Origin of the sequence: Streptomyces sp. NPDC001137, assembly GCF_040298885.1 — a bacterium.
GTDB lineage: Bacteria > Actinomycetota > Actinomycetes > Streptomycetales > Streptomycetaceae > Streptomyces.
Genome location: NZ_JBEPBA010000004.1, coordinates 100543 through 124543, shown reverse-complemented (window position 1 = coordinate 124543; position 24001 = coordinate 100543). Strand labels below are relative to the sequence as shown.

Here is a 24001-nt window from a genome sequence, read left to right as displayed (position 1 = left end):
TTCCTTCAGCTCTCCGAGATTGACGGGCCGCTAGAGAGCGAACTGCCCGGACGTCTGCTGGATCCTGACGACCACGAACTCGGCCGGCCGCACCGGCGCGATCCCGACGAGCACGTTGACGACGCCGTTCGCGACGTCCTCGTCCGTCGTGGTCTCGCTGTCGCACTTGACGAAGTACGCCTCGCGCGGGGTGCTGCCCTTGAAGGCGCCCTGGCGGAAGAGCGTGTGCAGATACGAGGAGGCGGACAGCCGGATCTGCTGCCACAGGCTCTCGTCGTTGGGCTCGAACACGACCCACTGCAGGCCGCGCTGGAGGCTCTCCTCCACATGCAGCGCGAGCCGTCGCACGGGCACGTACTTCCAGGCGCTGTCGAGGGCGTCGGAGCCCTCCAGCGTGCGCGCGCCCCACACCAGCGGCCCGGTGACCGGGAAGGTGCGCAGGCAGTTGACGCCGAGCGGGTTGAGCAACCCGGTCTCACGGTCCGTCAGGTCGACGGTCAGCGAGTGCACTCCGACGAGTTGTGCCTCCGTACCGGCGGGCGCCTTCCAGACCCCGCGCTCGGAGTCGGTGCGCGCGATGACGCCGGCGACCGCGCCGGAGGGCGGGAAGGCGCGCAGCCGCCCGGTGAGCGGGTCGGTGAGCTGGATGTGCGGGAAGTACAGGCCGGCGTGGTTGCCGCGCACCGGGTCGAAGGCGGACAGCCCGGCACGGGCGCTGTCCACGCTCACCCAGCTGCTGGGCGCGTCGACCAGCAGGAAGATCCGTCGCTCCTCGCACAGCCGCTGAGCTGCGGACACGACGGTGAGCGCGTCGTCGATCTTCTCGTAGGAGGCCAGTTCGGGCAGCGCGAGCAGGTTGACGTCGGCCACTCCGCGCAGCGCCTGGATGCCGGTCTTGTCGGCCTCGGAGCCGATGAGGTCGCGCGGGCCGGGGGCCTCGCCGTCCTCGCCGCCCTCCAGCGGGAACACCGGCGGGTTGACCGAGGCCTCCAGGCCCAGGTCGTTGGCGCACTCGCCGAGGAAGCGGACGACGTCCTCGGGGTCGGTGGAGCCGGCGACCACCTGGATACGGCGGCCGAAGGCGGTGACCTCGACGCCCGCGAAGGCGTGCTTGCCGGGCGCGTCGGGCAGCGCCCGCAGCTTGCGCTCCAGGAGCAGCGCCAGCTCGGCCACGGAGGACGGGGCTTCGCCGTCGCAGTCGGGGTCGTAGAGCTTGAACTCGCGCTCCACGTCGCCGATCTTCACCGTCAGGTCGACGGCCAGGTCGGGCAGTTCGTGGCCGAACGGCTTGGAGACGGTGCCGGACGGGTCGGGGCGGCCCTCGCCGACGGCCTCGACGCGGATCAGCCGCGACCCTGCGTTGACCACGGTCGGCGCGTAGCTGGCGCTGCCGGCGTCCATGGACAGGCCGGTGAAGCTCTCGCGGGCGTCGCCCTTGGCGTCGTAGACCCGCAGGTTGAAGGTGGCTTCGCAGTCCGGGGTGTCGTAGTCGACGGCGACGCGCAGGCCGTTGCCCCACACGCCGGGTTCCTTGGCGTGGACCTCGAGGACACGGCTCTCGCTGTGGCCCTCGGTGGACTCCAGGACGACGCAGGCGGCCTTGCCGCTGCCCGCCTTGGCGACCCGGACGATCACGGCGACGGAGCCGCCGTTGCCGAAGAACTGGTGCACGGCGTAGGCGAGCGGGCTCTGGGCGCTCAGCCCGCCGAAGCGCCGCTCGAAGTCGGCGAATCCGGTGACGCGCACCGGCTCGTTCAGCGGGCCGCGCCGGGTGTGTCCCACGAATGCGGTCACCGAAGTGGTCACGGCGGAGATGGCGCGGGTGCTGCTGGGAAGCTCTTCGACGTAGACGCCCGGATACGTCGGCCTGGCGGCCGCGGCATTCGTCGGCATTCCCCCTCCTATCCCTTCTCAGGCACCGGTCAAAGGCACCAAGAGGCGGCAGAGGGGAGAGGTTCGGGCACGGCGGCGCGCGGCAGTCCCCCGACGCGCCCTTGCCGCGCCGGTCCGCGCACCCCGTATCAGCTTCCCCCGTCAGTGCCCCGGACGGACGGCCGCCCGGGTCAAGCACGCACGCTTGTGACTCCTGATGCTCAAGTGCTCTGTCCAGCCTGTGAGTTGGCCGTTGCGGGAGCAAGGCGTGTTCACGCCAGCCCGAAAGGAGGTTCGATGGAGGCGGGCGTGCACAACTCGCACCGGATGTGCGCGTGTCGGAACAGGCGCTTCACAGATCTCACACAGCCCTTGGTGCAGCAGAATGGACCACATGTCCCGACGTACCTCGCAATCCCGGCGGCAGCACGGCTCCGCCCCAGTTCACAAGCCCTCCTGCCCTTGCGGTCTTGCGGAGACGTACGAAAGGTGCTGTGGCCGATTCCACCGGGGTGAGGCGGCCGCGCCCACCGCCGAAGCACTGATGCGTTCGCGCTACAGCGCCTTCGTGAAGCTCAACGAGCAGTACCTGCTGAGGACTTGGCATCCGAGTACCCGCCCTGCGACGCTCACACTCGATCCCGGCATGCGCTGGACGGGCCTGGAGATCCTCGACACCACCGACGGCTCGGCCTTCCACGGCACGGGCACGGTGACCTTCCGCGCCTCGTACGAGGGCGGCTCGCTGCTGGAGCGCAGCCGGTTCGAACGGGTCGAGGGGGCCTGGGTGTACGTCGACGGGGAGTTCCCCGAGGCGTAGACGCGCAGGATCAGGGCGCGAGGATGTCCAGCTCCTGAAGCGCGCCCACCGTGATCTCCCGGGTCAGTTTCTCCGCGCGGGCCGCGTCGCCCTCGCGGACCGCCTCGGCGACCTGGACGTGCAGGGTGACGGCGGCCGGGTCGGGGTCCTCGAACATGACCTCGTGATGGGTGCGGCCCGCGAGGACCTCGGCGACGACATCACCGAGCCGGGCGAACATCTCGTTGCCGGACGCCACGAGGATCACGCGGTGGAAGGCCATGTCGTGGACGAGGTACTCCTCCAGCTTGTGGCCGCGGGAGTTGGCGACCATGCCGAGCGCGCACTCGGTGAGTTCGGCGCACTGCTCGGCTGAGGCGTTCCTGGCGGCGAGGCCCGCGGCGACCGGCTCGACGGCCGAGCGCAGGACGGTCAGCGAGCGCAGCTGGTGGGGGCGGTCGGCGCCGGCCAGCCGCCAGCGGATGACCTGCGGGTCGTAGACGTTCCACTCGGACTTCGGGCGCACGGTGACGCCGACCCGCCGCCGCGATTCGACCAGATGCATGGATTCGAGCACCCGGACCGCCTCGCGCATCACCGAGCGTGACACGTCGAAACGCTGGGCGAGCTCGTCGGTGCGCAGAACGCTGCCCGGCGGGTACTCGCCCGCGGTGATCGCGGGGCCGAGGGAGTCCAGTACATGGCCGTGCAGACCCCGGCCCGGAGTGGTCATGGGCTCAGCGTACGGGGCAGGTCACGGGAACAAAAAGTCAGACTTATATGTCACAGGGTCTTGAATTCGTCGTACCTAATCGGTTTCAGTGTCGTCGGCGTCGGTTGAACGGCCGGCGTCCGGATGTCGAAGAAGACAGTGAGAGCACCATGCAGCAGCTGCGCACCCCCCATGTCGTCGTGGTCATGGGCGTGGCGGGCACCGGCAAGACCACCATCGGTCCCCTCCTCGCGGCCCGGCTCGGCGTTCCGTACGCCGAGGGCGACGACTTCCACCCGCAGGCCAACATCGACAAGATGTCGGCCGGCGTCCCGCTCGACGACGAGGACCGGTGGCCCTGGCTCGACGCCATCGGTGCCTGGGCGCACGGGCGGGCCGGGCTCGGTGGGGTGGTCAGCAGCTCGGCGCTGAAGCGGTCGTACCGCGACCGGCTCAGGGCCGCCGCCCCCGGTGTCGTCTTCGTGCACCTGACGGGCGACCGGGCCCTCATCGAGGACCGGATGGCGCACCGCCAGGGTCACTTCATGCCCACGGCACTGCTCGACTCCCAGTTCGCCGCGCTCCAGCCGCTCCAGCCGGACGAGGCGGGCGTCGCGGTGGACGTCACCGGGAGCCCCGAGGAGATCACCGCCCGGGCCATGAAGGCACTGGACGCCCTGCCCCACCCGGCCGCGTAGCACCCACCCCCCGCACTCCCTCCCCCATCCCCGTACCTGCAAGGGAACTCCCGTGACCAGACTCAGCGTTGAGATGCTGGCAGCGGACGCACCCGCGCCGATCACCTCGGCCGGCCACGCTCAGCTGGGCCTCGCCGTACTGGCGGGCATCGCCGTCATCGTCCTGCTCATCACCCGGTTCAAGCTGCATGCCTTCCTGTCCCTGACCATCGGCTCGCTGGCGCTCGGCGCGATCGCCGGGGCGCCGCTCGACAAGGTGATCACCAGCTTCACCACCGGGCTCGGCACCACGGTCGCCGGTGTGGGCGTGCTGATCGCGCTCGGTGCGATCCTCGGCAAGATGCTCGCCGACTCCGGCGGTGCGGACCAGATCGTCGACACGATCCTCGCGAAGGCGGGCGGCCGGGCGATGCCGTGGGCGATGGTGCTGATCGCCTCGGTGATCGGGCTGCCGCTGTTCTTCGAGGTCGGCGTCGTGCTGCTCATCCCGGTCGTGCTGATGGTCGCCAAGCGCGGCAACTACTCCCTGATGCGCATCGGCATCCCGGCCCTCGCGGGCCTCTCGGTGATGCACGGTCTGGTCCCGCCGCACCCCGGCCCGCTGGTCGCGATCGACGCGGTCAAGGCGAACCTGGGTGTCACGCTGGCCCTCGGCGTCCTGATCGCCATCCCGACGGTGGTCATCGCCGGCCCGCTGTTCTCGAAGTTCGCGGCCCGCTGGGTGGACGTCCCCGCCCCCGACCGGATGCTCCCGCAGCGCGCCTCGGAGGAGCTGGAGCGGCGCCCCGGCTTCGGCGCCACCCTCACCACGATCCTCCTCCCGGTCGTCCTGATGCTGTCCAAGGCCCTGGTCGACATAGCGATCGACGACCCGGCCAACCTCACCCAGCGCGTCTTCGACGTCATCGGCTCCCCGCTGATCGCCCTGCTCGCCGCCGTGCTGGTCGGCATCTTCACGCTGCTGCGGCCCGCCGGCTTCGGCAGGGAGCGGCTGACCCCGCTGGTCGAGAAGGGTCTTGCGCCCATCGCCGGCATCCTGCTGATCGTCGGCGCGGGCGGCGGCTTCAAGCAGACGCTGATCGACACCGGTGTGGGCCAGATGATCCTGGACATATCCAAGGACTGGTCGATCCCGGCGCTGCTGCTGGCCTGGCTGATCGCGGTGGGCATCCGCCTGGCGACCGGTTCGGCGACGGTGGCGACGGTCTCGGCGGCCGGCCTGGTGGCCCCGCTCGCGGCCGACATGTCGACCACGCACACGGCCCTGCTGGTCCTGGCCATCGGCGCAGGCTCGCTCTTCTTCAGCCATGTCAACGACGCCGGATTCTGGCTGGTCAAGGAGTACTTCGGCCTGAACGTCGGCCAGACCGTCAAGACCTGGTCCGTCATGGAGACGATCATCTCGGTGGTCGCGGGCGGTCTGGTCCTCCTTCTCTCGCTGGTCATCTAGGGGTACGGCAATGAGTCACCCGCTCTTCGACATCAGCGGCCGCACGGCCCTGGTCACCGGCTCCAGCCGCGGCATCGGGCTCGCCCTGGCCCGCGGCCTCGCGGAGGCCGGCTGCACGGTGGTCCTCAACGGCCGCGACGCGGACCGCCTCACCAAGGCGGCCGCGGAGCTGCCCGGCGACGTCCACACGGCCGTGTTCGACGTGACCGACGGCCCGAAGGTGGCCGCCGGGATAGCGGATGTCGAGGAGCGGGTCGGCCCGCTCGACATCCTGGTCAACAACGCCGGGATGCAACTGCGCGCCCCGCTCCTGGAGTTCACGGACGGCGACTGGCACCGCATCCTGAACACCAACCTCACCAGCGCGTTCCTGGTCGGCCGCGAGGCGGCCCGCCGGATGACGGAACGCGGCCACGGCAAGATCGTGAACATCTGCTCGCTGCAGAGCGAGGTGGTCCGCCCCGGCATCGCGCCCTACGCGGCCACCAAGGGCGCCCTGAAGATGCTCACCAAGGGCATGTGCGCCGACTGGGGCCCCTACGGCGTCCAGGTCAACGGCCTCGGCCCCGGCTACATCGAGACCGAGCTCACCCAACCCCTCGTCGAGGACGAGGAGTTCAGCGCCTGGGTGCGCCGCCGCACCCCGGCCGGCCGCTGGGGCCGCACCGAGGACCTGGTGGGCGGGGTGCTGTTCCTCGCCTCGCCCGCCGCGGACTTCGTCAGCGGGCAGGTGCTGTACGTGGACGGCGGAATGACGAGCGTGCTGTGAAAGGGGCTGCTCGGATGCTCGGTTGTGTGATCCACGGCCAGGACGACCTGCGGGTCGACGAGCTGCCGGTCCCCGAGCCCGGCCCAGGCCAGGCGCTGGTCGCCGTCCGCTACGGCGGCGTCTGCGGCTCCGACCTGCACTACTGGAGGCACGGCGGGGTCGGCGACTTCCGTCTGAAGGAGCCGATGCTGCTGGGGCACGAGATCGTCGGCACGGTCGTCGCGTACGGCTCCCCGGACGCGCCCGGCCCGGCCGTGGGCACGGCGGTCGCGGTGCACCCGGCCACTCCGTGCGACATGTGCCCGGAGTGCGTGGAGGGGCGGCGCAATGTCTGCCGGGACACCCGCTACCTCGGCAGCGCGGCCCGCTTCCCGCACGTACAGGGCGGGTTCGCGGCCCAAGTCGTCGTACCGGCAGGGCAGTTGAGGCCGTTGCCGGAGGGTCTCGGACTGCGCCGGGCAGCGCTCGCCGAGCCGCTCTCCGTCGCCCTGCACGCGGTCCGCCGGGCCGGAGAGGTGCGCGGCAGGCACGTCCTGGTCACCGGCGCCGGTCCTATCGGCTGTCTCGTGGTCGCGGCGGCGAAGGCGGCGGGCGCCGACCGGGTGACGGTCACCGACCTCCTCCCGGCGGCCCTGGAGTACGCGCGTCGCGCGGGCGCCGACACCCTCGTACGGGCCGACGATCCGGCGGATGCCGGGTGGCCGCCCGAGGTGGACGTGGCCGTGGAGGCGTCCGGGGTGGCCGCGGGTCTGGACACCTGTCTGCGTCTGGTGCGGCGCGGCGGGGTCGTCGTGCAGCTCGGGATGCTGCCGCCGGGGCCGAGTCCGTTCGCCGGGAACCTGGTCGTGAGCCGGGAGATCGAGCTGCGGGGAGCGTTCCGCTTCGACACGGAGTTCGACCGGGCGCTGGCGCTGCTCGCCGCCGAGCCGGCCCTCGACGGGCTGGTCAGCGCTGTGGTGCCGGTCCGGGAGGCGGAGTCGGCGTTCACGCTGGCCGCGGACCGAAGCCGTTCCTGCAAGGTGCTGCTCGACTTCGAATCCTGAATTTTCCCCAAGGATCAGCCCAAGGCGGCTTCCCGCCGCCGGGCTCGGCCCCGATGATGAGGGCATCCTTGGACATGGCCTCCAGGGGTGCTGGGGGTCGGGGGTCGGGGGGCGTCATGGCGGTTTCCCTCGGGATGCGTATCTCGGGGCTGCTCGTGGTCGGAGCGGTGGCGGTGGCCGTCACGGCCTTCAACGGTGACGGGAGTGACACACCGGACAGCCGGGGCGGCGGCAGCGTGATCGTGACCGCGGGGCCGTCGAACGGCGTCCCGTCACCCTCCCCCACACCTCGGCAGTCCCCCGCCGGAGAGGCGAGCGGCACCGCGCTGCCGAGCGGCCAGGGCCACACCCGTACCGCCACTCCCTCGCCGAGTGACACCTCCCCGAGCAACGGGCCTCTCCTGACCCCCACTTGGCTCTCGCCGGGACCCGTCTCGCCCGACGCCGACACCGCACCCGACCCGTCGAGCGTCTACGACCAGCTCCGCGACCCCGGCCGGTGCCGGACCGCCCTCAAGCTGATCCCCACGGCCTCCACGGATCCGGAGTGGCGCCTGCTGCACGCCCTCGCGACCGCCTGCCTGGCCGTCCAGGGCGAGGGCGGCAGCTGGGCCACGGCGACCAAGGAGTACGCGGCCCTCGCAGGCAAGGCAGACACATGCAAGGGCCGCGCCGCCTACGCGGTGCTCGGCGGCTTGTTGGACTTCCATCGCCAACACCCGGAAGCGACCGTGCAGTTGAAGACCGCGTCCGGCGGCACCCCCGCCTGCACCTACCGGATCGCCGGCGTGGACACGGGCAGTGACGGCGCGGCACAACCGGGCGACACGATCACCATCGAACTACGGGGCACCTTCTTCGACCACGCCGAACTGCTCAGGTTCGGCAGCGTGTTCATAGGCGGCCAACAACTCGCAGGCCCGCCAGTACTGCGCTCGCAGACGGGCGACGAACTGGTGCTCTCGGCGGTGGTGCCATCCCTGTGCGGTGCAGCAACGGCCTTTAGGGGCGCGGGGAACTGCGCGACCAGCCACAACGGCGCCGCAGACGCCATCCGACCAGACACCACACCCCCCGCGGAGGGCCCCGTGGACGTGATCGTCCGCTACGGAACCACGGAGGCACGCCTCAAAAACGCCCTCACAGTGGTGGCACCCGCCGTAGCATCCTCGCCCCCGCCGGAGGCGCCCTCAGGGCCGCCACAAGGGATGCTCCCGCTCGGCCCACTCCCGACTCACCCTCCCGGTCCGTAGCCCACCCCGCGCCTCCGGATCCCCGATCGCCATCCCGATGTGCCCCGCGAGCACGATCCCGATCGTCAGGGCCAGCCAGTCATGGACGAACGTCGCGCTGGTGCGCCACATCAGCGGGGTCAGATGGGTGAACCACATGATCAGCCCGGTGCCCAGCATCACCAGCGTGGCCCCGGCGATCCACGCCGCGTAGATCTTCTGCCCGGCGTTGAACTTCGCCGCCGGACGCGACGAGCGCCGCTTGTCCCGGTGCAGAGCCGCCCGCAGCCAGACCCTGTCGTGGGGACCGAAGCGGTTCAGATGCCCCAGGTCGGCGCGGAAGTGGCGGGAGACGAGACCGACCAGGACGGGCACCGGCAGGGCGAGCCCGGCGCACTCGTGCACACGGACCACCAGCTCGCGGCGGCCGACCAGCTCAGCGAGCTGCGGGACGTACAGGAAGGCGGCCGTCACCACGCACACACCCATCAGCGCGGCCGTCGTGCGGTGCACCCAGCGCTGGACGGGGCCGAACCGGCGGACCCCGGCGACCGGCGGTGTGTGCGCCTCAGCTCGTAGGCTCATCGTCCCGCCCGTTCGAATGGCCGACCCAGGCGTCGACGTCGTAGCCGCGGTTCTCCCAGTAGCCCGGCTTCACGTGCTCGGTGACGGTGATGCCGGACAGCCACTTGGCGGACTTGTAGAAGTACATGGGCGCCACATAGAGGCGGACCGGGCCGCCGTGGTCGTGGCCGATGCTCTTGTCCTGCATGCGCAGGGCGACCAGGACGTCGGAGCGGCGGGCCTGGTCGAGGGTGAGGCTCTCGGTGTAGGTGCCGTCGAAACAGGTGAAGCGGACCGCCCCGGCCGTGGAGCGCACTCCCGCGGCGTCCAGCAGCCGGGACAGCCGCACCCCCTCGAACGGCGTGCCCGGGACCCGCCAGCCGGTGACGCACTGGACGTCCTTGACCAGCCGGGTCTGCGGCAGGGCGCGCAGGTCGTCGAGGGTGTAGGTCTTCGGGCGGTCGACCAGGCCGTCGACGGTGAGGCGGTAGTTCGTGGCGTTCTTGTGCGGTACGGAGGAGGCGACCGAGTAGTAGCGGAAGCCGCCCCCGTTGGGGAGCAGGCCGGTCAGGCCGGTGGGGTCCCTCTCGGCCGCCGCGCCGAGGAAGCCCTCCAGGGCGCGCTGCAGGGTGGGCGCGGCGACCACGCCGAGGGCGCCCAGGCCGATGGTGCCGAGCAGGACACGTCTGCCGACCGGAGTGCCGCGCTCCGGAGGTGGCTGCGGTGTGCCCGGCTCCTCGGGATGTTCGGAGTTCACGTATCCATTCGAACACCCGCGGCCCCGGCGGGACCAGGAATCGCGGGTGCTCGTCAGGGTTCCGTAATCACTTCTTACGGCGTTCTCAGAATCCGTCGGCGGTCCTCGTGGCTACGACGCCTCCTGCGCGGCCTGGTCCAGCTGGAACGCCTCGTTGCCGAGCCCGATGCGGGCGTGCGCCTCGGGTGAGCGGGAGCGCAGGAGCAGGCCCTGGACCAGGCCGACGACCAGGGCGAGGCCGATGATGCCGGGCAGCGCCCAGCTCAGGGCCGAGTCCGGGCCGGCGCCGACCAGGACGTCGAAGTCCTTGACCGTGTAGCCGGCGATCACCAGGAGGGCGACGGCCGCGAGGGCGGAGGTGACCAGTCGCCAGGCCTGGGCGGCCGCCGCTCCGCGCCGGGCGAAGAAGACGATCACCGACACGGAGGCGGCCGCCATCAGCAGGATCACGCCGAGCGCGCCGATGTTGCCGAGCCAGGTGAACAGGTGCAGGACGGGTGCGGTCGGGTCGCCGGTCGGCTTGTCGTCGGCGACCGCGAAGGCGATCACGACGACGGCGGACACGACGGTCTGCAGCAGGGAGCCGGTGCCGGGCGCGCCGCTCGTGCCCGTCGTACGGCCGAAGGTGCGCGGCAGCAGCCCCTCGCGGCCCATGGCGAAGGCGTACCGGGCGACGACGTTGTGAAAGCTGAGCAGGGCCGCGAACATGCCGGTCACGAACAGGACGTGCAGGACGTCGGTGAAGGCTCCGCCGAGCCGGGACTCGGTGAGCGAGAACAGCAGTCCGGCGCTCTGCTTCTGCGCGGCGCCGACGATCGAGGAGGGACCGGTGGCGACGGTGTACGCCCAGGAGCTGATCGCGAAGAAGACGGTGACGAAGCCGACCGCGAGCAGCATCACCCGCGGGACGAGGACGTGCGGGCGGCTGGTCTCCTCCGCGTACACCGGTGCCTGTTCGAAGCCGGTGAAGGCCGCGATGCAGAAGCAGAGTGCCGTGCCGACCCCGGCGCCGGTGAGGGTGTCCGGGTTGAAGGCGTGCAGCGACAGGCCCTGCTTGGCGGGGTCGGCGATCGAGGCGACGTCGAAGATGACGACGAGGATCACCTCGACGACCAGCAGAACGCCCAGCAGGCGCGCGTTGACGTCGATCTTCAGCCAGCCCAGCAGCCCGACGACGGCCACGGCCGCCAGCGCGGGTATCCACCACGCCACCTGGACGTCGGCGTAGGTGGCGAACAGGTTGGAGACCTCGAAGCCGAAGATGCCGTAGATGCCGACCTGGAGCGCGCTGTAGGCGGCGAGGGCGACGAGGGCCGCGCTCGCTCCTGCGGTGCCGCCCAGGCCGCGGGATATGTACGCGTAGAAGGCGCCGGCGTTGTGGACGTGCCGGCTCATCTCGGCGTAGCCGACGCTGAAGAGGACCAGCACCACGCCGAGGACGACGAAGAGCAGCGGCTGTCCGACGATCCCCATCACCGCGAATGTGGTGGGCATGACACCCGCGACCACCATGAGGGGGGCGGTCGCGGCGAGCACGGAGAGCAGCAGGCCGCCCGCGCCCAGGCGGTCGGCGCGCAGGGCGCGCTCCTGCCCCAGATAGGTACTGATGCCGCCCGCGGCGGCTCTGCTCGCGTTGGAACTGCCCGTGGTCATTCGGGGGACCGTCCTTCTGTCGGGGTCGGGAGTGTCATGCCGTGCCGAGCGCGGTGGCGCGCGCGGCACGGAAGGCGGAGTACGGATCGCGGTCCGGGTACGACCAGGGGGCGGCCGTGGCGTGCTCGCCGATGCGGTGGAACAGGGCCGCGGCCTCGGCGCCGCGGCCCTCGCAGACCTTGGCGTGGGCGAGGAAGTTGAGGTCGACCAGGCGGCGCGGGTGGCCTTCGTGCTCCCATTCCAGCCACCAGTCGAAGGCGGCCTTCATCACCTGCCGGGCCCGGCGTCCGCTCCAGTGGCCGGAGGCGGCGGGGTCGGCGGGCTCGTGCCCGGCGGCGGCCAGCACGCGGTAGCGCTCGGCGTGGGCGACGACCGGGAGGATGGCGAGGGGGGAGTCGGCGGGGGCGTGCAGGGCGGAGTGGTTGGCGAAGTCGTAGACCTCGTGCAGCGGGTCCGGGCCGGCGTCGGCGTGCCGCTCGGCGAGGCGGGCGACCATCAGGTGGTGGGCGTGGTGGTGGTCGGGGTAGCGGCCGCGGACCTCGGCGAAGAGCCGCTCGCAGTCCGGGCCCGGGTCGCGCTCCAGCATCAGCAGGCCGAGCCACGGCGTGGGGTCGGCGGGCACGCGCACGGCGGCGTCCCGGCAGGCCTCGCGGGCGCGCTCCGGATTCTCCTTGCCCCGTAAGGCACCTTGCACGAGCGCGAGCGCGAGCAGCACGGCGGCGTCGGCGGAGTCGGGCTCGGCGAGCAGCCAGTCCCGTGCCCAGGCGGCACTGTACGACTCCAGCGCGAGCACGGTGACCCGGTGTCCGCGCAGATCCCACTCGTCCCCCGTCTGAACGAGCAGCGATCGCGCGGCCTGCCACCGTCCCTGCGCCAACGCGGCCCGGGCTGCGACGAGTTCGGTGTCGTCGAGGGCGGCGTCGAGGGTCTGGGCCGCGCGCTTGCGGCCCCGGCCGAAGGGTGGGGGTGGGGACACCGCGGGATCTTCCTCACGCGACGCGGCTCGACGTCTGGTATCGGTCCGGCCTGATATCGGTTTGCCGTCAGCTGATCACGCACAGCAAACCCCCCGCCAAGGCTTTACGTCAAGGGAGGAAGGGTTGTTACACGCGTCAACTTCCGTGGTTGATGGGGCACTTGTGATCACCCAGCCCCCCGCGTTGCAGAGCACCAGGTCACGCATGTGGCGCACGCCATGGCGCCGCACGTCCAGGCACCCCACCATGACGGGACGACGTGGCACCCGCCCTTGATCCCCGGGGAGACGTGACCGAGTCGACGGCCCGGATCCGGGCACTCCCAGGGGCAAGCCGGGCCCTGGGACGCTACAGTCACCCACTACGCACCCCGAAGCCCGGCCTATCCGACCCGAGGTACGCAGCGTGTCCGTTCTGGTTCTGATTCTCGCCGTGAGCGCTGCCTGCTGCCTGGGCTTCGGATTCGTGCTCCAGCAGAGCGCGGCCCAGCGGGCGCCCCTCAGCGACTTCCTCTCGCCGCGACTGCTCCTCGACCTGATGCAGGTGCCGCGCTGGCTGGGCGGCATCGCGCTGATGGTGGCCGGCATGGCCCTCGGGGCGATCGCCCTGAGCCAGGGCGAGATCTCCCTGGTCGAGCCGCTCCTCGCCACCAACCTCCTGTTCGCCCTGGCCCTCTCCCGCAAGCAGACCAGACAGCCCCTGGGCCGCCAGGGCTGGACCGGCCTCGCGCTGCTCGCGGGCGGTGTCACCGCCTTCATCGTCGCGGGCGAGCCGCGCGGCGGCACCGCGGTCAGCGACCCCTTCCGGCACTGGCTGATCATCGGCGCCATGATCGGCCTGGCCCTCCTGCTGACGACGTACGCGAAGCGCTCCCGGCTGAGCGCCGCCCCCGTCCTGCTCGCCCTCGCCGCCGGTCTCCTCTACGGCGTCCAGGACGCACTCACCCGGGTCAGCGGCGAGCGCTTCACCCAGGGCGGCCTCACCGAGCTGGTGACGGGCTGGCAGCCGTACGGCGTGGCGGCGCTCGGGGTGGCCGGCCTGATCCTGGTCCAGAGCGCCTTCGAGACCGCGCCCCTGCGGATGTCGCTGCCCGCCCTCACCGCCGCCCAGCCGCTGGCGGGCATCCTGTGCGGAGTGGGCTTCCTGGGCGACCGCCTGCGCACCGACACGGGGGCCCTCGCCTGGGAGGCCGCCGGCCTCGCGGCGATCGTCGGCGGAATCGTCCTCCTCGGCCTGCACCCGTGCATGCCGAGCGGCACGGCGAAGCCGCAGCGGGTCCAGGCCCTGCAGCGCAGCTGAGAGCCTGGGTCGGACACAGGCTCTGCCGTCCTGCTTGGATGGCGGCATGACGAGCCCCGCAGACGAAATCCTCGACATCGTCGACGAGAACGACCAGGTCGTCGGCCAGTCCCCACGCGGCGAGGCCTACGCCAAGGGCCTGCGCCACCGCTGTGTCTTCATCCAGGCCCGGGACGCGGAAGGCCGCCTGTTCGTCCACCGCCGCACCCCCACCAAGCTGGTCTTCCCCTCCCTCTACGACATGTGGGTCGGCGGAGTGGTCGGCGCGGGCGAGTCCTACGACGACGCCGCGCTGCGCGAGGCCGAGGAGGAACTCGGCGTCTCCGGCCTCCCGAGCCCGCGCTTCCTGTTCAAGTTCCTCTACGACGACGGCGCCGGCCAGACATGGTGGTCGGCGGTGTACGAGGTCCGCTGCGAGCTGCCGGTCAGCCCGCAGGTGGAGGAGGTGGCCTGGCACGCCTTCCTGCCGGAGGCGGAGGTGCAGCGGCGGCTGACGGAATGGGAGTGGGTTCCGGACGGCCTGGCGGCGTACGAGCGGCTTTTGTCAGCCCGTCCGGCGATTGAGGACGAGGCCCCTTAAGGGCCGAGGCGGGGGTCTGGGGGCGGCAGCCCCCCAGCCGACGGCGCCGGACGAAGCTGGATAAGGTCGTAAGCGTGATCGAATTCGCGCGAAACGTCCGGCTCTGGTTCGCCCCGGAACAGGTCCGGAGCGAGGGCGGAACGCCGGACTACCGCTTCTCCCTGGCGAACGAGCGCACCTTCCTGGCCTGGCTGCGCACCGCCCTCGCCCTGATCGGCGGCGGCTTCGCGGTGGACCAGTTCCTGCCGGATCTGCGCTGGGCCTGGCGCGTGGGGCTGGCGCTCGCGCTGCTCGGCGCGGGCGTGCTGTGCTCGCTGCGCGCGGTCAACCACTGGATGCGCTGCGAACGGGCCATGCGGCGCGGCGAGGATCTGCCGGTCTCACGGTTCCCCGCGCTGCTGAGCATCGTCGTCGCCGTCGTGGCCGTGGCGATGGTCGTCGTCGTCCTCGTCGGGTGGGAGGGATGAACGCCGGCCCGGGCCAGGACCGCGACCCCGGCCTCCAGCCGGAGCGGACCCGGCTCGCCTGGCGGCGTACGACGCTGGCGAGCACCGTGGCCGCCGTCCTCGCCACGAAGACCGCGCTGCACGGCAGCGTCTCCGCGGTGGGGATCATCGCCTGCGCCCTGTGCTGCGCCCTCTGGCTGGGCTTCCTGCTCGTCGCCCACCGCCGCATCAGCGCCCTGGCGTCCTCGGGCAGCCCCCTGGCACTCGCCCCCCGGCATGCCACGGCGGCGGCCCTGTGCACGGTGGCCCTGGCCGCGTGCGGGGTGGCACTGGTCCTCTGACCAGGTCCGACGACTTTCACGGGCTCGCTCCTCCGGCGCACGCGGACGCCACGCAAGCCGAATGGTCCGATATGCACCATTCACATGGCACCCTGTCCGACGTCATCAGCCGCATTTCCCGAAGGCGAGCCCCCCATGACCACCCTCCACCTGGAACACACCTCTCACGCCCACATCCACGGCTCCGACTGCGGACACACGCAGGTGCCGCACGGGGACCACGTCGACTACGCGCACGACGGACACCTGCACCGCGAGCACGGCGGCCACTGGGACGAGTGCGAGCCGGACGGGCACGCACCCCACGAGGGTCACGACCACCGGCACGGCGAGGGCTGCGGACACGAGAGCGTCCTGCACGGCGACCACGTCGACTACCTGCACGACGGCCATCGGCACGCCCCGCACGACGGCCACTGGGACGACCACTGAGCCTGCCGGAAAAGGCCGGAACCAGGCGGTCGACAGCTCCCCGCGCCACCGCGCCGGGAGCTGTCGGCTTATCGTGGCTCGAATCACGTTCGGCGCACGCACTGGACGACATACCGACCGGTCGGCATCATAGTCGGGAACCGTTCTGACGCCCGTGAAGGAGCACCGATGAGCCCCGACCACCCGCCAGGTCTCGATCTCGACCGGCTGCGCGGCCTGCTCGACCAGGAGCGGCCCGGCCTGGTGCACGGCCCCCTGACCGGCCGGCTGATCGAGGGCGGGCGGTCGAACCTCACGTACGCCGTCTCGGACGGCACCTCGAAGTGGGTCGTGCGCCGCCCCCCGCTCGGCCATGTCCTGGCCACCGCGCACGACATGAAGCGCGAGCACCGGGTGATCAGCGCACTGCACCCGACGAACGTGCCGGTGCCGACGCCGGTGTTGCTGTGCGAGGACGAGGAGGTGCTGGGGTCGCCGTTCTACGTCATGGAGTTCGTGGAGGGCACGCCGTACCGCACGGCCGACCAGCTCGCCCCGCTCGGCCCGGAGCGCACCCGCGGCGCGGTGCTGTCCCTGGTGGACACGCTCGTCGAACTGCACGCGGTGGACCCCGCCGAGGTGGGCCTCGCGGACTTCGGCCGCCCCGAGGGCTTCCTGGACCGGCAGCTGCGCCGCTGGGGCAAGCAGCTGGACGCCTCCCGCAACCGTGACCTGGCCGGCATCGACGAGCTGCACGCCTCGCTGGGCCGGCAGCTGCCCGCCTCCCCCGCACCGGCCGTGGTCCATGGCGACTACCGGCTCGACAACGTCCTGATCGGTCAGGACGACCGGATCAAGGCGATCCTCGACTGGGAGATGTCCACCCTCGGCGACCCGCTCACCGACCTGGGCCTGCTGGTCATGTACAGCATGCCGCTGGGCATGCCCGACTCCCCGGTCTCCACGACCGCCGAGGCCCCCGGCCACCCGGATCCGGCCGAGCTGATCGAGCGGTACGCCGCCCGCTCCGGGCGCGACGTCTCGTCCGTGTCCTGGTACACGGCGTTCGCCTGGTTCAAGCTCGCCGTGATCCTCGAAGGCATCCACTACCGCTACACGCTGGGCCAGACGGTCGGCCGCGGCTTCGACCGCATCGGCGACCTGGTGCCCGTGTTCATCGAGCACGGCCTGACCACTCTTCAGGAAGGCTGACAGACCATGGACTTCGCGTTCGACGCGCGCACCGAGGAACTGCGCGTCAAGCTGCTCGCCTTCATGGACGAGTACGTCTACCCGGCCGAGGCGGTGGCGGAGGAGCAGCGGGCCGCGCTGGCCTCCCCCTGGGACACCCCTGCCGTGGTGGAGGAGCTGAAGGCCGAGGCGCGCCGGCAGGGCCTGTGGAACCTCTTCCTGCCGGACGCCGAGCACGGCGCCGGACTGACCAACCTCCAGTACGCCCCGCTGGCCGAGATCACCGGCCGCAGCCCGCAGCTGGCGCCGACGGCCACGAACTGCGCGGCCCCCGACACCGGCAACATGGAGGTGCTCGCGCAGTTCGGCGACGAGCAGCAGAAGAAGCAGTGGCTGGAGCCGCTGCTGGCGGGCGAGATCCGCTCGGCGTTCGCGATGACCGAGCCGGAGGTGGCCTCGTCCGACGCCACCAACATCACCACGCACCTCGAGCGGGACGGCGACGAGTACGTCATCACGGGCCGCAAGTGGTACATCTCCGGGGCGATGAACCCGGACTGCAAGATCTTCATCGTGATGGGCAAGACGAACCCGGACGGCGCGGACATCCGCCGCCAGCAGTCCATGGTCCTGGTGCCCCGCGACACCCCTGGCGTCACCGTCAAGCGGGCGATGCAGGTCTTCGGCTACGAGGACCACTACCACGGCGGCCACGCCGAGGTGATCTTCGACCACGCGCGCGTGCCGGTGTCCAACCTGATCGGCGAGGAGGGCGGCGGCTTCGCCATCGCCCAGGCCCGCCTGGGTCCGGGCCGTATCCACCACTGCATGCGGCTCATCGGCATGGCGGAGCGGGCGATCGAGCTGATGTGCCGCCGGGCGGTGTCCCGTACGGCCTTCGGCAAGGCGCTGGCCCAGCAGGGCGTGGTGCACAACTGGATCGCCGACGCGCGCGTGACGGTGGAGCAGCTGCGGCTGCTCGTCCTCAAGACGGCCTGGCTGATGGACACGGTCGGCAACAGGGGGGCCCACGCGGAGATCCAGGCCATCAAGATCGCCACGCCTCGCGCGGTCGTCGACATCATCGACCGGGCGATCCAGCTGCACGGCGCGGGCGGCGTCAGCCAGGACTTCCCGCTGGCCGAGCTGTACGCCGGCGCGCGGACACTGATGATCGCGGACGGCCCGGACGAGGTGCACCAGCGGTCGCTGGCGCGCCGGGAGCTGAAGAAGTACCTGTAGGGCATGGGTGAGGGGCGGTCGCCGTGGCGACCGCCCCTCACCCGTGTACGTCCTACGGCCGCAGCGCCCGCAGCAGCAGGTCCGCCAGGTGGTCGGCGACCTCCTGCGGGCTCATCGGCCCGTCCGGGCGGTACCAGGTCGACAGGTGGTGCACGGAGCCGAAGTGGTAGTCCACCACCAGGTCGGCGGGTGTCGCCTTGGAGAAGACGCCCGCCTGCTGCCCCTCCTCCACCAGCGCACGGAAGCGCTCGTGGTAGCGCCGGCGCTCCGCACGCACCTGCTTGTTCTTCTCCGGGCTCAGGTGGTGCATGGAACGGAAGAAGATCATCGCGTCGTCGAGGTTCTCGATCGTCGTGACGACGACATCGGCCGCCGCGCCCCGCAGGCGCTTCTCGATCGGCTCGTCGGCGTCCGCGAACGCGTCGAGGCGCTCCTGCTGGAGGCGCAGGACACGCGAGTACACCTCGTGCAGGAGGTCGTCCTTGGAGCCGAAGTAGTGGTACAGCGCCCCCTTGGTGACGCCGGCCGCTTCGACGATCTCCTGCACGGAGGTGCGGTCGTAGCCCTGCTCGGCGAAGAGCCGGGTGGCGGCGGCCAGCAGCCGCTGCGGGACGGGAGTACCGTCACCGTCCGTCGTTCTGGGCACTGTGCCGCCACCTGCCTTTCAAGCTCTCTGCCTGTATCTGTTCGCTGGTTATTCGCTGTCCTGCGGCCGGGAACGAAGCTCCCGACGGAGGATCTTCCCACTCGCCGTCTTCGGCAAGTCGGGCAGGATCTCCACCTGCCGCGGGTACTTGTAGGCGGCCAGTCTCTCCTTGCAGTACGTCGCGAGTTCACCCGGGTCCGTGTCGGCGCCCGGACGAAGGCTGATGTACGCCTTGACGGTCTCCCCGCGATACCCGTCCGGCACCCCGACGACGGCCGCCTCACGGACCGCGGGATGCGTGTAGAGGACGTCCTCGACCTCGCGCGGCCACACCTTGAAACCGGACGCGTTGATCATGTCCTTCTTGCGGTCGACGACGTACAGCCAGCCCTGCTCGTCCATGAAGCCGATGTCGCCGGTGCGCAGCTCACCGCCCGGGAAGGTCTCGGCGGTCGCCTCCGGCCGCCGCCAGTAGCCGGGCACCACCTGCGGCCCGCGGACGACGATCTCGCCCTGCTCGCCGAAGGGCACCTCCTTGCCCTGGTCGTCGACGATGCGTACGAGGGTGTCGGGACCGGGCAGCCCCACGGCCAGCGTGCCGGAGGCCGGGTCGACGGGCGCCTCGAGGCCGGGCGGCACGGAGGCACAGGGCGCGGTGCACTCGGTCAGCCCGTAGCCGTTGCGGATGTACGGGCCGAAGCCCGCCCGGAACTTCTCCACCAGGGCGGGCGGCACGGGCGCACCGCCGCTGGAGATGTTCACGAACGAGGAGAAGTGCTCCCGGGTGGCGTCCGGGTGGGCGCCCAGCGCCATGAAGGCGGTCGACGGGCCGACCGTGTAGTGCGGCCGGTGCTCGGCGAACGCCTCCAGCACGACACCCGCCTCGAAGCGGTACGTCAGCACGAGCGTGCCCGCGCTGTTGAGACACGCACCGAGCTGGCACACCATCCCGGTGATGTGGAACAGCGGCGCCAGCGCGTAGTACACGGGTGGGTCCGGCAGAGCGAGCCCGGTCCGCTGCCGCTCCGCGTTGTACATGATGTTGCCGTGCGTGTTGGTGGCGCCCTTGGGGGTGCCGCTGGTGCCCGAGGTGTAGCTGATCAGCGCGATGTCCGACGGCGTGAGCCGGCGGCCCTCGGGCGCCTCGTACCCGGCGCGGGCCACGGTCGTCAGATCGGCGGCGTCCGCGGCCTGCGGCAGCCGCTCGAAGCCCAGCACCCGCGCGTCGCCACGCGTCTGGAAGTCCAGCTCGCAGGCGGTCAGCACGATCTGCACGGGCGAGCCTTCGGCCGTGTCCCGCAGATACGACTCCCAGGCCCGGTCGGTGCAGATGAGCGCCGTGACCTCGCCGTCCCGCAGGACGTGTCCGACCTCCCCGGACTTGTACATGGGGTTGACGGGCACGACGATCGCCCCCGCCTTCCAGGCGCCCAGCAGTGCCAGCACGAAGAGCGGGGAGTTCTGCAGCAGGATCGCCACCCGGTCGCCGCGCTCCAGGCCGCGGGCGGCCAGATGTCCGGCGACCGAGTCGCTCAGCTCGTCGACCTCGCGGTAGCTCAGCCGCCCGTCGAAGTAGGCGAGGAAGGTGCGCTCCGGGGCCTCGGCGACCGACCGGCGCAGCGCGTGCACCAGGGAGTCGGCGGGCTCTATCGGTCCGCGCTGGGCCTCGTTCAGCAGGGCCACCCAGGGCCGTGCGGCGTAGGAGGAGCCGGTCATCGCGCCTCCTCCCACTTCTGCTGGAGGTGGTTCATGTTCGTCAGCCAGTGGTCGGGGTGGGTGGCCCTGGCCTGGTAGTACCCGGCGACCTCGGGATGCGGCAGGATCAGGAACCGGTCCTCCTCGATCCCCTTGAACAGGGCGTCGGCGACGTCCGCCGGCTCGATCGCGGTCGGCTGCAGCACCAGGTCGCCCGCGGTTCCGGTGGCGGCCAGCATGTCGGTGCGCACACCCTGCGGACAGATGGCGTGCACCTTGAGCCCCCGGTGCCGGTACGTGAGCGACAGCCACTCGGCGAAGGCGTACGCACCGTGCTTGGTGACGCTGTAGGAGGGCGCCCCGATCATGGTCAGCAGCCCGGCGGCGGAGACGGTGGACACGAAACGACCGCTGCCCCGCTCCAGCCACTCGGGAAGCAGCTCATGAGCGGCACGGACATGGGCCATCAGGTTGACGTCCCAGGAGACGGCCCAGGACTTCTCGTCCAGCGGCTGCCCCGGCCCCGCGTCCTCGAAGGCGACACCGGCGTTGGCGCAGAAGACGTCGATGGATCCGCCGAGCGCGTCCCGGGCGTCGGCGACGATCGCGGAGGCGTCCCCGGGCACGGCTGTACCGCCGATCTCCTCGGCCACAGCCTTGGCCCGGTCCGCATCAAGATCGTTCACAACGACCCGGGCCCCTTCGGCGGCGAACCGCCGGGCGAGGGCGGCCCCGATCCCGCCTCCCGCTCCGGTGACGACCACTCCGGCATCCTGCACGGCTTCCACCATCGGTCTCCTTCGACTGCGGCTCTGGCTGCCCGCCAGACTAACCGGTCGGTATGTAACAGGAAAGAGGTGCCTGCAACACCGTCAAGGGGCGCGGGGAACTGCGCGACAAGCCACCACGAACCCGCACCTTCCCCACGACCTGCGGCAGCAATACCGTGCACCCCATGCGCCTATCCAGACGAGCCTTACTCGCAGCGACAACGGCAGCAGCGTCCCTCGCCTCGGCACCCCCGGCCTCGGCGGCCACCCCAACCAAAAAACTCCGCACCGGCTTCGAGCGCCTCTCCGCAGCAGGCTACGCACTCCTCGACGGGCAACGAGTCGGAATCGTCACCAACCCCACCGGGGTGACCCGAGACGTCCACCACATCGTCGATGTGATGCACGCGGACAACCGCGTGAACCTGGGGGCCGTCTTCGGTCCCGAACACGGCTTCCGCGGCACCGCCCAGGCAGGTGGCTCCGAAGGCGGCTACGACGACCCCGCCACCGGCCTGCCCGTCTACGACACGTACCTCAAGAGCGGCCGGCCCCTCGCCGACGTCTTCACGGCGTCCGGCGTCGACACGGTCGTCTTCGACATCCAGGACGTCGGCGCCCGCTTCTACACGTACATCTGGACGCTGTACGACTGCATGGAGGCCGCCCAGCTCGCCGGCAAACGCTTCGTCGTCCTCGACCGGCCGAACCCGGCGACCGGCCGCGCGGCCCAAGGCCCGGTGCTGCACAAGGAGTTCGCGACCTTCGTGGGACGGCAGCCGATCTCCCAGGCGCACGGCATGACGGTCGCGGAGCTGGCCCGGCTGTTCAACGGGGAGTTCCTGACCACCCCCGTGCCCCTGGAGACCGTACTGATGTCGGGATGGAAGCGCTCGGAGTTCTACGACGCCTGGTCGCTGCCCTGGGTGCCGCCGAGCCCCAACATGCCGACGCCCGACACGGCGCTGGTGTACTCCGGGACGTGCCTGTTCGAGGGCACCAATCTGTCGGAGGGCCGCGGCACCACCCGCCCCTTCGAGCTGCTCGGCGCGGAGGGCATCGACGGGAGGTGGGCGGCCGCGGCGAACGAACTCGCCCTGCCAGGTGTCCACTTCAGGGAGGCGTACTTCGCGCCGACCTTCTCCAAGTTCCAGGGGAAGACCATCGGCGGCGTGCAGATCCACGTGCACGACCGGGCCGCCTACGACCCGGTCCGTACCGGGATCGCGCTGCTGGTGACCGCCAAGAAGGTGTGGAGCGGCTTCGGCTGGCGCTCCGACAACTGGATCGACAAGCTCACGGGCTCCACGGGTGTGCGTACGGCGATCGACGCGGGCGCGGGCACCGACGAGGTGGTGGCGGGCTGGCAGGAGGAACTCGCCGCGTTCCGGCGGATTCGAAAGGAATACCTCCTCTACAAGTGAGTCGGGACGTATGGCCATCCTCGGCCGGTAGCAGGACGATGCGCCCACATCGCACTGCTACGGGGGACGAGGGGGCCTGTCATGGCACAGCCGGCAATGAGTGTGACTCCTTACTGGGAGCTGACCTTCGACGCGGACGGGGACGTCGACGGGCGGGAGCGGGACCGGCTGCTCGCCGAGGTCACGGACCGCAAAGTCCGTGACCTGATCGTCTTCGCACACGGCTGGAACAACGACCGCTCGGGCGCGACCGCCCTCTACAGCCGGTTCTTCGCGCCGTTCCCGCAGCTCGCGGCCCAGGCGAGGATCGGGTACGTGGGCGTGATCTGGCCGTCGATGCGGTTCTGCGACGAGCCGATCCCCGACTTCCCGAAGTCCGTGGTGGCCATGGAGGCGGAGACCACCCCGGCGCCCGCGCTCGACAAGGACACCCGGCACGCGCTCATGGAGACGTTCCCCGGGCGGGCCACCGTCGTCGACCAGATCGCACGGATGCTGGAGCAGCGGCCCGAGAACGAGCTGGAGGAGTTCGGGCGGCTGGTCCGGCTGCTGGTGGAGCTCGTGCCGGGCGGGCCGCAGCCGCTGTTCGCGGCGGACACCCTCGCGGAGGGTGTCCCGCAGAGCGAGCCGGTGCTGTTCACCGGCGACACGGCGACGCTCTGCGACGAGTTCGCGCGGGCGCTGGTCGCGGTCCGGTCCGGTGGCGACGCGGAGGGTTTCTCGTTGCCGAACCCCTGGGACGGAGCGAAGGAACTGCTGCGGCAGGCGACGTACTACGCGATGAAACGGCGTGCGGGCACGGTCGGCGAGCGGGGGCTCGGCCCCGTGGTCGGGCAGCTCGCCGCCTCCGCCCCCGGCGTGCGCGTGCACCTCGTGGGGCACAGCTTCGGCGGCCGGCTGGTGTCGTTCGCGCTGCGCGGGCTGCCCCAGGGCGTGCGCACGGTGAAGTCGGTGACGCTGCTGCAAGGGGCGTTCTCGCACTACGCGTTCGCGGCACGGCTGCCGTACGACGCCCATGCGGGAGGGGTGCTGCAGGGCCAGCAGAACCGCGTCGACGGCCCTCTGGTGTGCTGCTACTCCCACTTCGACTCGGCGCTCGGCACGATCTACCCGCTGGCCTCGCGCATGGCGGACGACGCACAGGGCGTCGTCCAGGGAACCACGGAGGGCTTCGGCATCGCGGCGATGCTGGGCGCCAAGTGGGGTGCGATGGGGCACGACGGTGTGCAGGCCGTGCCGGGCACGCGCGCGTACAAGCTCGCGGACGCCCTGACCAGCACCCTGCCGGCCTCGGGTTGCGTCAACATCGACGCCGCGGCCGTGGTCAGGAGCGGCGGACCACCCGCCGGTGCGCACAGCGACATCGTGCACCGGGAGCTGGCCCAGGTGGTGCTGGCGGCGGGCCGCATCCGCTGACCCGCCGCCGCTGG

The 24001-nt window shown here is 71.3% G+C and carries 24 protein-coding genes; 15 read left to right on the top strand and 9 right to left on the bottom strand.

What is annotated here, in order from left to right:
* Window positions 1–30: 30 nt before the first annotated feature.
* Complete coding sequence (locus ABT254_RS09230; RefSeq protein WP_351465930.1) at window positions 31–1893, bottom strand: phage tail sheath subtilisin-like domain-containing protein; 1863 nt, start codon at window positions 1891–1893, stop codon at window positions 31–33.
* A gap of 373 nt (window positions 1894–2266) precedes the next feature.
* Between ABT254_RS09230 and ABT254_RS09225 the strand changes: the two genes are divergently transcribed.
* Window positions 2267–2692, top strand: coding sequence for a YchJ family protein (locus tag ABT254_RS09225; protein ID WP_351465927.1), 426 nt, complete (start codon window positions 2267–2269; stop codon window positions 2690–2692).
* A gap of 10 nt (window positions 2693–2702) precedes the next feature.
* Here the strand turns inward: ABT254_RS09225 and ABT254_RS09220 are convergent, their stop codons facing one another.
* Window positions 2703–3404: a FadR/GntR family transcriptional regulator gene (locus ABT254_RS09220; protein ID WP_351465924.1), complete on the bottom strand. Its 702-nt coding sequence runs from the start codon at window positions 3402–3404 to the stop codon at window positions 2703–2705.
* Between the two features lie 149 nt (window positions 3405–3553).
* Here ABT254_RS09220 and ABT254_RS09215 point away from each other — a divergent pair, with 149 nt between their 5' ends.
* The 5 genes from ABT254_RS09215 (at window position 3554) to ABT254_RS09195 (ending at window position 8596) form a co-directional block, all read left to right on the top strand.
* Window positions 3554–4081: a gluconokinase gene (locus tag ABT254_RS09215; RefSeq protein WP_351465921.1), complete on the top strand. Its 528-nt coding sequence runs from the start codon at window positions 3554–3556 to the stop codon at window positions 4079–4081.
* A 52-nt stretch (window positions 4082–4133) separates the two neighbouring features.
* A complete protein-coding gene (locus ABT254_RS09210) occupies window positions 4134–5531 on the top strand; it encodes a GntP family permease (RefSeq protein ID WP_351465918.1) in 1398 nt (465 codons plus the stop codon).
* Window positions 5532–5541: 10 nt separating this feature from the next.
* Window positions 5542–6300, top strand: a complete 759-nt coding sequence (locus ABT254_RS09205) for an SDR family oxidoreductase (protein WP_351465915.1) — start codon at window positions 5542–5544, stop codon at window positions 6298–6300.
* Window positions 6301–6314: 14 nt separating this feature from the next.
* Window positions 6315–7343 (top strand): L-idonate 5-dehydrogenase, encoded by a 1029-nt coding sequence (locus ABT254_RS09200; protein WP_351465912.1) that lies wholly within the window; start codon window positions 6315–6317, stop codon window positions 7341–7343.
* 116 nt (window positions 7344–7459) lie between these two features.
* Entirely contained in the window at window positions 7460–8596 is a 1137-nt protein-coding gene (locus tag ABT254_RS09195) for a hypothetical protein (protein WP_351465909.1), read from the top strand.
* Here the strand turns inward: ABT254_RS09195 and ABT254_RS09190 are convergent.
* From ABT254_RS09190 to ABT254_RS09175, 4 genes are all read right to left on the bottom strand, one after another.
* Window positions 8534–9160 carry a cytochrome b/b6 domain-containing protein gene (locus ABT254_RS09190; protein ID WP_351465906.1) on the bottom strand — a complete coding sequence of 209 codons (627 nt, stop codon included), beginning with the start codon at window positions 9158–9160 and terminating at the stop codon, window positions 8534–8536. The genes ABT254_RS09195 and ABT254_RS09190 overlap by 63 nt on opposite strands.
* Window positions 9144–9896, bottom strand: a complete 753-nt coding sequence (locus ABT254_RS09185; protein ID WP_351465903.1) for a molybdopterin-dependent oxidoreductase — start codon at window positions 9894–9896, stop codon at window positions 9144–9146. Before ABT254_RS09185 ends, ABT254_RS09190 begins: the two co-directional genes overlap by 17 nt.
* Window positions 9897–10007: 111 nt before the next feature.
* Window positions 10008–11549, bottom strand: a complete 1542-nt coding sequence (locus ABT254_RS09180) for an APC family permease (RefSeq protein ID WP_351465900.1) — start codon at window positions 11547–11549, stop codon at window positions 10008–10010.
* A 34-nt stretch (window positions 11550–11583) separates the two neighbouring features.
* On the bottom strand, window positions 11584–12525 hold the full coding sequence (locus ABT254_RS09175) for a hypothetical protein (RefSeq protein WP_351465897.1): 942 nt from the start codon (window positions 12523–12525) through the stop codon (window positions 11584–11586).
* Window positions 12526–12931: 406 nt separating this feature from the next.
* Here ABT254_RS09175 and ABT254_RS09170 point away from each other — a divergent pair, with 406 nt between their 5' ends.
* The 7 genes from ABT254_RS09170 to ABT254_RS09140 all read left to right on the top strand — a co-directional run bounded on the left by ABT254_RS09170 (window position 12932) and on the right by ABT254_RS09140 (window position 18036).
* Window positions 12932–13825: a DMT family transporter gene (locus ABT254_RS09170; RefSeq protein ID WP_351465894.1), complete on the top strand. Its 894-nt coding sequence runs from the start codon at window positions 12932–12934 to the stop codon at window positions 13823–13825.
* 46 nt (window positions 13826–13871) lie between these two features.
* Complete coding sequence (locus ABT254_RS09165) at window positions 13872–14405, top strand: NUDIX hydrolase (protein WP_351465891.1); 534 nt, start codon at window positions 13872–13874, stop codon at window positions 14403–14405.
* A gap of 74 nt (window positions 14406–14479) precedes the next feature.
* Window positions 14480–14872 (top strand): YidH family protein, encoded by a 393-nt coding sequence (locus ABT254_RS09160; protein ID WP_351465888.1) that lies wholly within the window; start codon window positions 14480–14482, stop codon window positions 14870–14872.
* A complete protein-coding gene (locus tag ABT254_RS09155; RefSeq protein ID WP_351465885.1) occupies window positions 14869–15192 on the top strand; it encodes a DUF202 domain-containing protein in 324 nt (107 codons plus the stop codon). Before ABT254_RS09160 ends, ABT254_RS09155 begins: the two co-directional genes overlap by 4 nt.
* A 135-nt stretch (window positions 15193–15327) precedes the next feature.
* Complete coding sequence (locus ABT254_RS09150) at window positions 15328–15624, top strand: hypothetical protein (protein WP_351465882.1); 297 nt, start codon at window positions 15328–15330, stop codon at window positions 15622–15624.
* A 168-nt stretch (window positions 15625–15792) separates the two neighbouring features.
* Complete coding sequence (locus ABT254_RS09145) at window positions 15793–16815, top strand: phosphotransferase family protein (protein WP_351465879.1); 1023 nt, start codon at window positions 15793–15795, stop codon at window positions 16813–16815.
* A gap of 6 nt (window positions 16816–16821) precedes the next feature.
* Complete coding sequence (locus ABT254_RS09140; RefSeq protein ID WP_351465876.1) at window positions 16822–18036, top strand: acyl-CoA dehydrogenase family protein; 1215 nt, start codon at window positions 16822–16824, stop codon at window positions 18034–18036.
* Between the two features lie 52 nt (window positions 18037–18088).
* Here the strand turns inward: ABT254_RS09140 and ABT254_RS09135 are convergent, their stop codons facing one another.
* Genes ABT254_RS09135 through ABT254_RS09125 form a run of 3 tightly spaced genes read right to left on the bottom strand, consistent with a single transcriptional unit; the run spans window position 18089 to window position 21168 of the window.
* Entirely contained in the window at window positions 18089–18682 is a 594-nt protein-coding gene (locus ABT254_RS09135; RefSeq protein WP_351465873.1) for a TetR/AcrR family transcriptional regulator, read from the bottom strand.
* A 48-nt stretch (window positions 18683–18730) separates the two neighbouring features.
* Window positions 18731–20398, bottom strand: coding sequence for a class I adenylate-forming enzyme family protein (locus ABT254_RS09130; RefSeq protein WP_351465870.1), 1668 nt, complete (start codon window positions 20396–20398; stop codon window positions 18731–18733).
* On the bottom strand, window positions 20395–21168 hold the full coding sequence (locus ABT254_RS09125) for an SDR family oxidoreductase (protein ID WP_351465867.1): 774 nt from the start codon (window positions 21166–21168) through the stop codon (window positions 20395–20397). Before ABT254_RS09125 ends, ABT254_RS09130 begins: the two co-directional genes overlap by 4 nt.
* Before the next feature lie 164 nt (window positions 21169–21332).
* On the opposite strand from ABT254_RS09125, the gene ABT254_RS09120 reads away from it, so the two are divergent.
* Together ABT254_RS09120 and ABT254_RS09115 are read left to right on the top strand one after the other, a co-directional pair.
* Window positions 21333–22571: an exo-beta-N-acetylmuramidase NamZ family protein gene (locus tag ABT254_RS09120; protein WP_351465864.1), complete on the top strand. Its 1239-nt coding sequence runs from the start codon at window positions 21333–21335 to the stop codon at window positions 22569–22571.
* Between the two features lie 81 nt (window positions 22572–22652).
* Window positions 22653–23987 (top strand): serine-threonine protein kinase, encoded by a 1335-nt coding sequence (locus ABT254_RS09115; RefSeq protein WP_351465861.1) that lies wholly within the window; start codon window positions 22653–22655, stop codon window positions 23985–23987.
* The last annotated feature ends 14 nt before the right edge of the window (window positions 23988–24001 follow it).

Bases quoted from the DNA above. Each gene is read 5' to 3' on its own strand.
- ABT254_RS09180 (WP_351465900.1), bottom strand. From the start codon at position 11,549: ATGACCACGGGCAGTTCCAACGCGAGCAGAGCCGCCGCGGGCGGCATC.
- ABT254_RS09165 (WP_351465891.1), top strand. From the start codon at position 13,872: ATGACGAGCCCCGCAGACGAAATCCTCGACATCGTCGACGAGAACGAC.
- ABT254_RS09205 (WP_351465915.1), top strand. From the start codon at position 5,542: ATGAGTCACCCGCTCTTCGACATCAGCGGCCGCACGGCCCTGGTCACC.
- ABT254_RS09125 (WP_351465867.1), bottom strand. From the start codon at position 21,168: ATGGTGGAAGCCGTGCAGGATGCCGGAGTGGTCGTCACCGGAGCGGGA.
- ABT254_RS09145 (WP_351465879.1), top strand. From the start codon at position 15,793: ATGAGCCCCGACCACCCGCCAGGTCTCGATCTCGACCGGCTGCGCGGC.
- ABT254_RS09225 (WP_351465927.1), top strand. From the start codon at position 2,267: ATGTCCCGACGTACCTCGCAATCCCGGCGGCAGCACGGCTCCGCCCCA.
- ABT254_RS09150 (WP_351465882.1), top strand. From the start codon at position 15,328: ATGACCACCCTCCACCTGGAACACACCTCTCACGCCCACATCCACGGC.
- ABT254_RS09120 (WP_351465864.1), top strand. From the start codon at position 21,333: ATGCGCCTATCCAGACGAGCCTTACTCGCAGCGACAACGGCAGCAGCG.
- ABT254_RS09155 (WP_351465885.1), top strand. From the start codon at position 14,869: ATGAACGCCGGCCCGGGCCAGGACCGCGACCCCGGCCTCCAGCCGGAG.
- ABT254_RS09195 (WP_351465909.1), top strand. From the start codon at position 7,460: ATGGCGGTTTCCCTCGGGATGCGTATCTCGGGGCTGCTCGTGGTCGGA.
- ABT254_RS09220 (WP_351465924.1), bottom strand. From the start codon at position 3,404: ATGACCACTCCGGGCCGGGGTCTGCACGGCCATGTACTGGACTCCCTC.
- ABT254_RS09190 (WP_351465906.1), bottom strand. From the start codon at position 9,160: ATGAGCCTACGAGCTGAGGCGCACACACCGCCGGTCGCCGGGGTCCGC.
- ABT254_RS09140 (WP_351465876.1), top strand. From the start codon at position 16,822: ATGGACTTCGCGTTCGACGCGCGCACCGAGGAACTGCGCGTCAAGCTG.
- ABT254_RS09200 (WP_351465912.1), top strand. From the start codon at position 6,315: ATGCTCGGTTGTGTGATCCACGGCCAGGACGACCTGCGGGTCGACGAG.
- ABT254_RS09115 (WP_351465861.1), top strand. From the start codon at position 22,653: ATGGCACAGCCGGCAATGAGTGTGACTCCTTACTGGGAGCTGACCTTC.
- ABT254_RS09130 (WP_351465870.1), bottom strand. From the start codon at position 20,398: ATGACCGGCTCCTCCTACGCCGCACGGCCCTGGGTGGCCCTGCTGAAC.
- ABT254_RS09215 (WP_351465921.1), top strand. From the start codon at position 3,554: ATGCAGCAGCTGCGCACCCCCCATGTCGTCGTGGTCATGGGCGTGGCG.
- ABT254_RS09230 (WP_351465930.1), bottom strand. From the start codon at position 1,893: ATGCCGACGAATGCCGCGGCCGCCAGGCCGACGTATCCGGGCGTCTAC.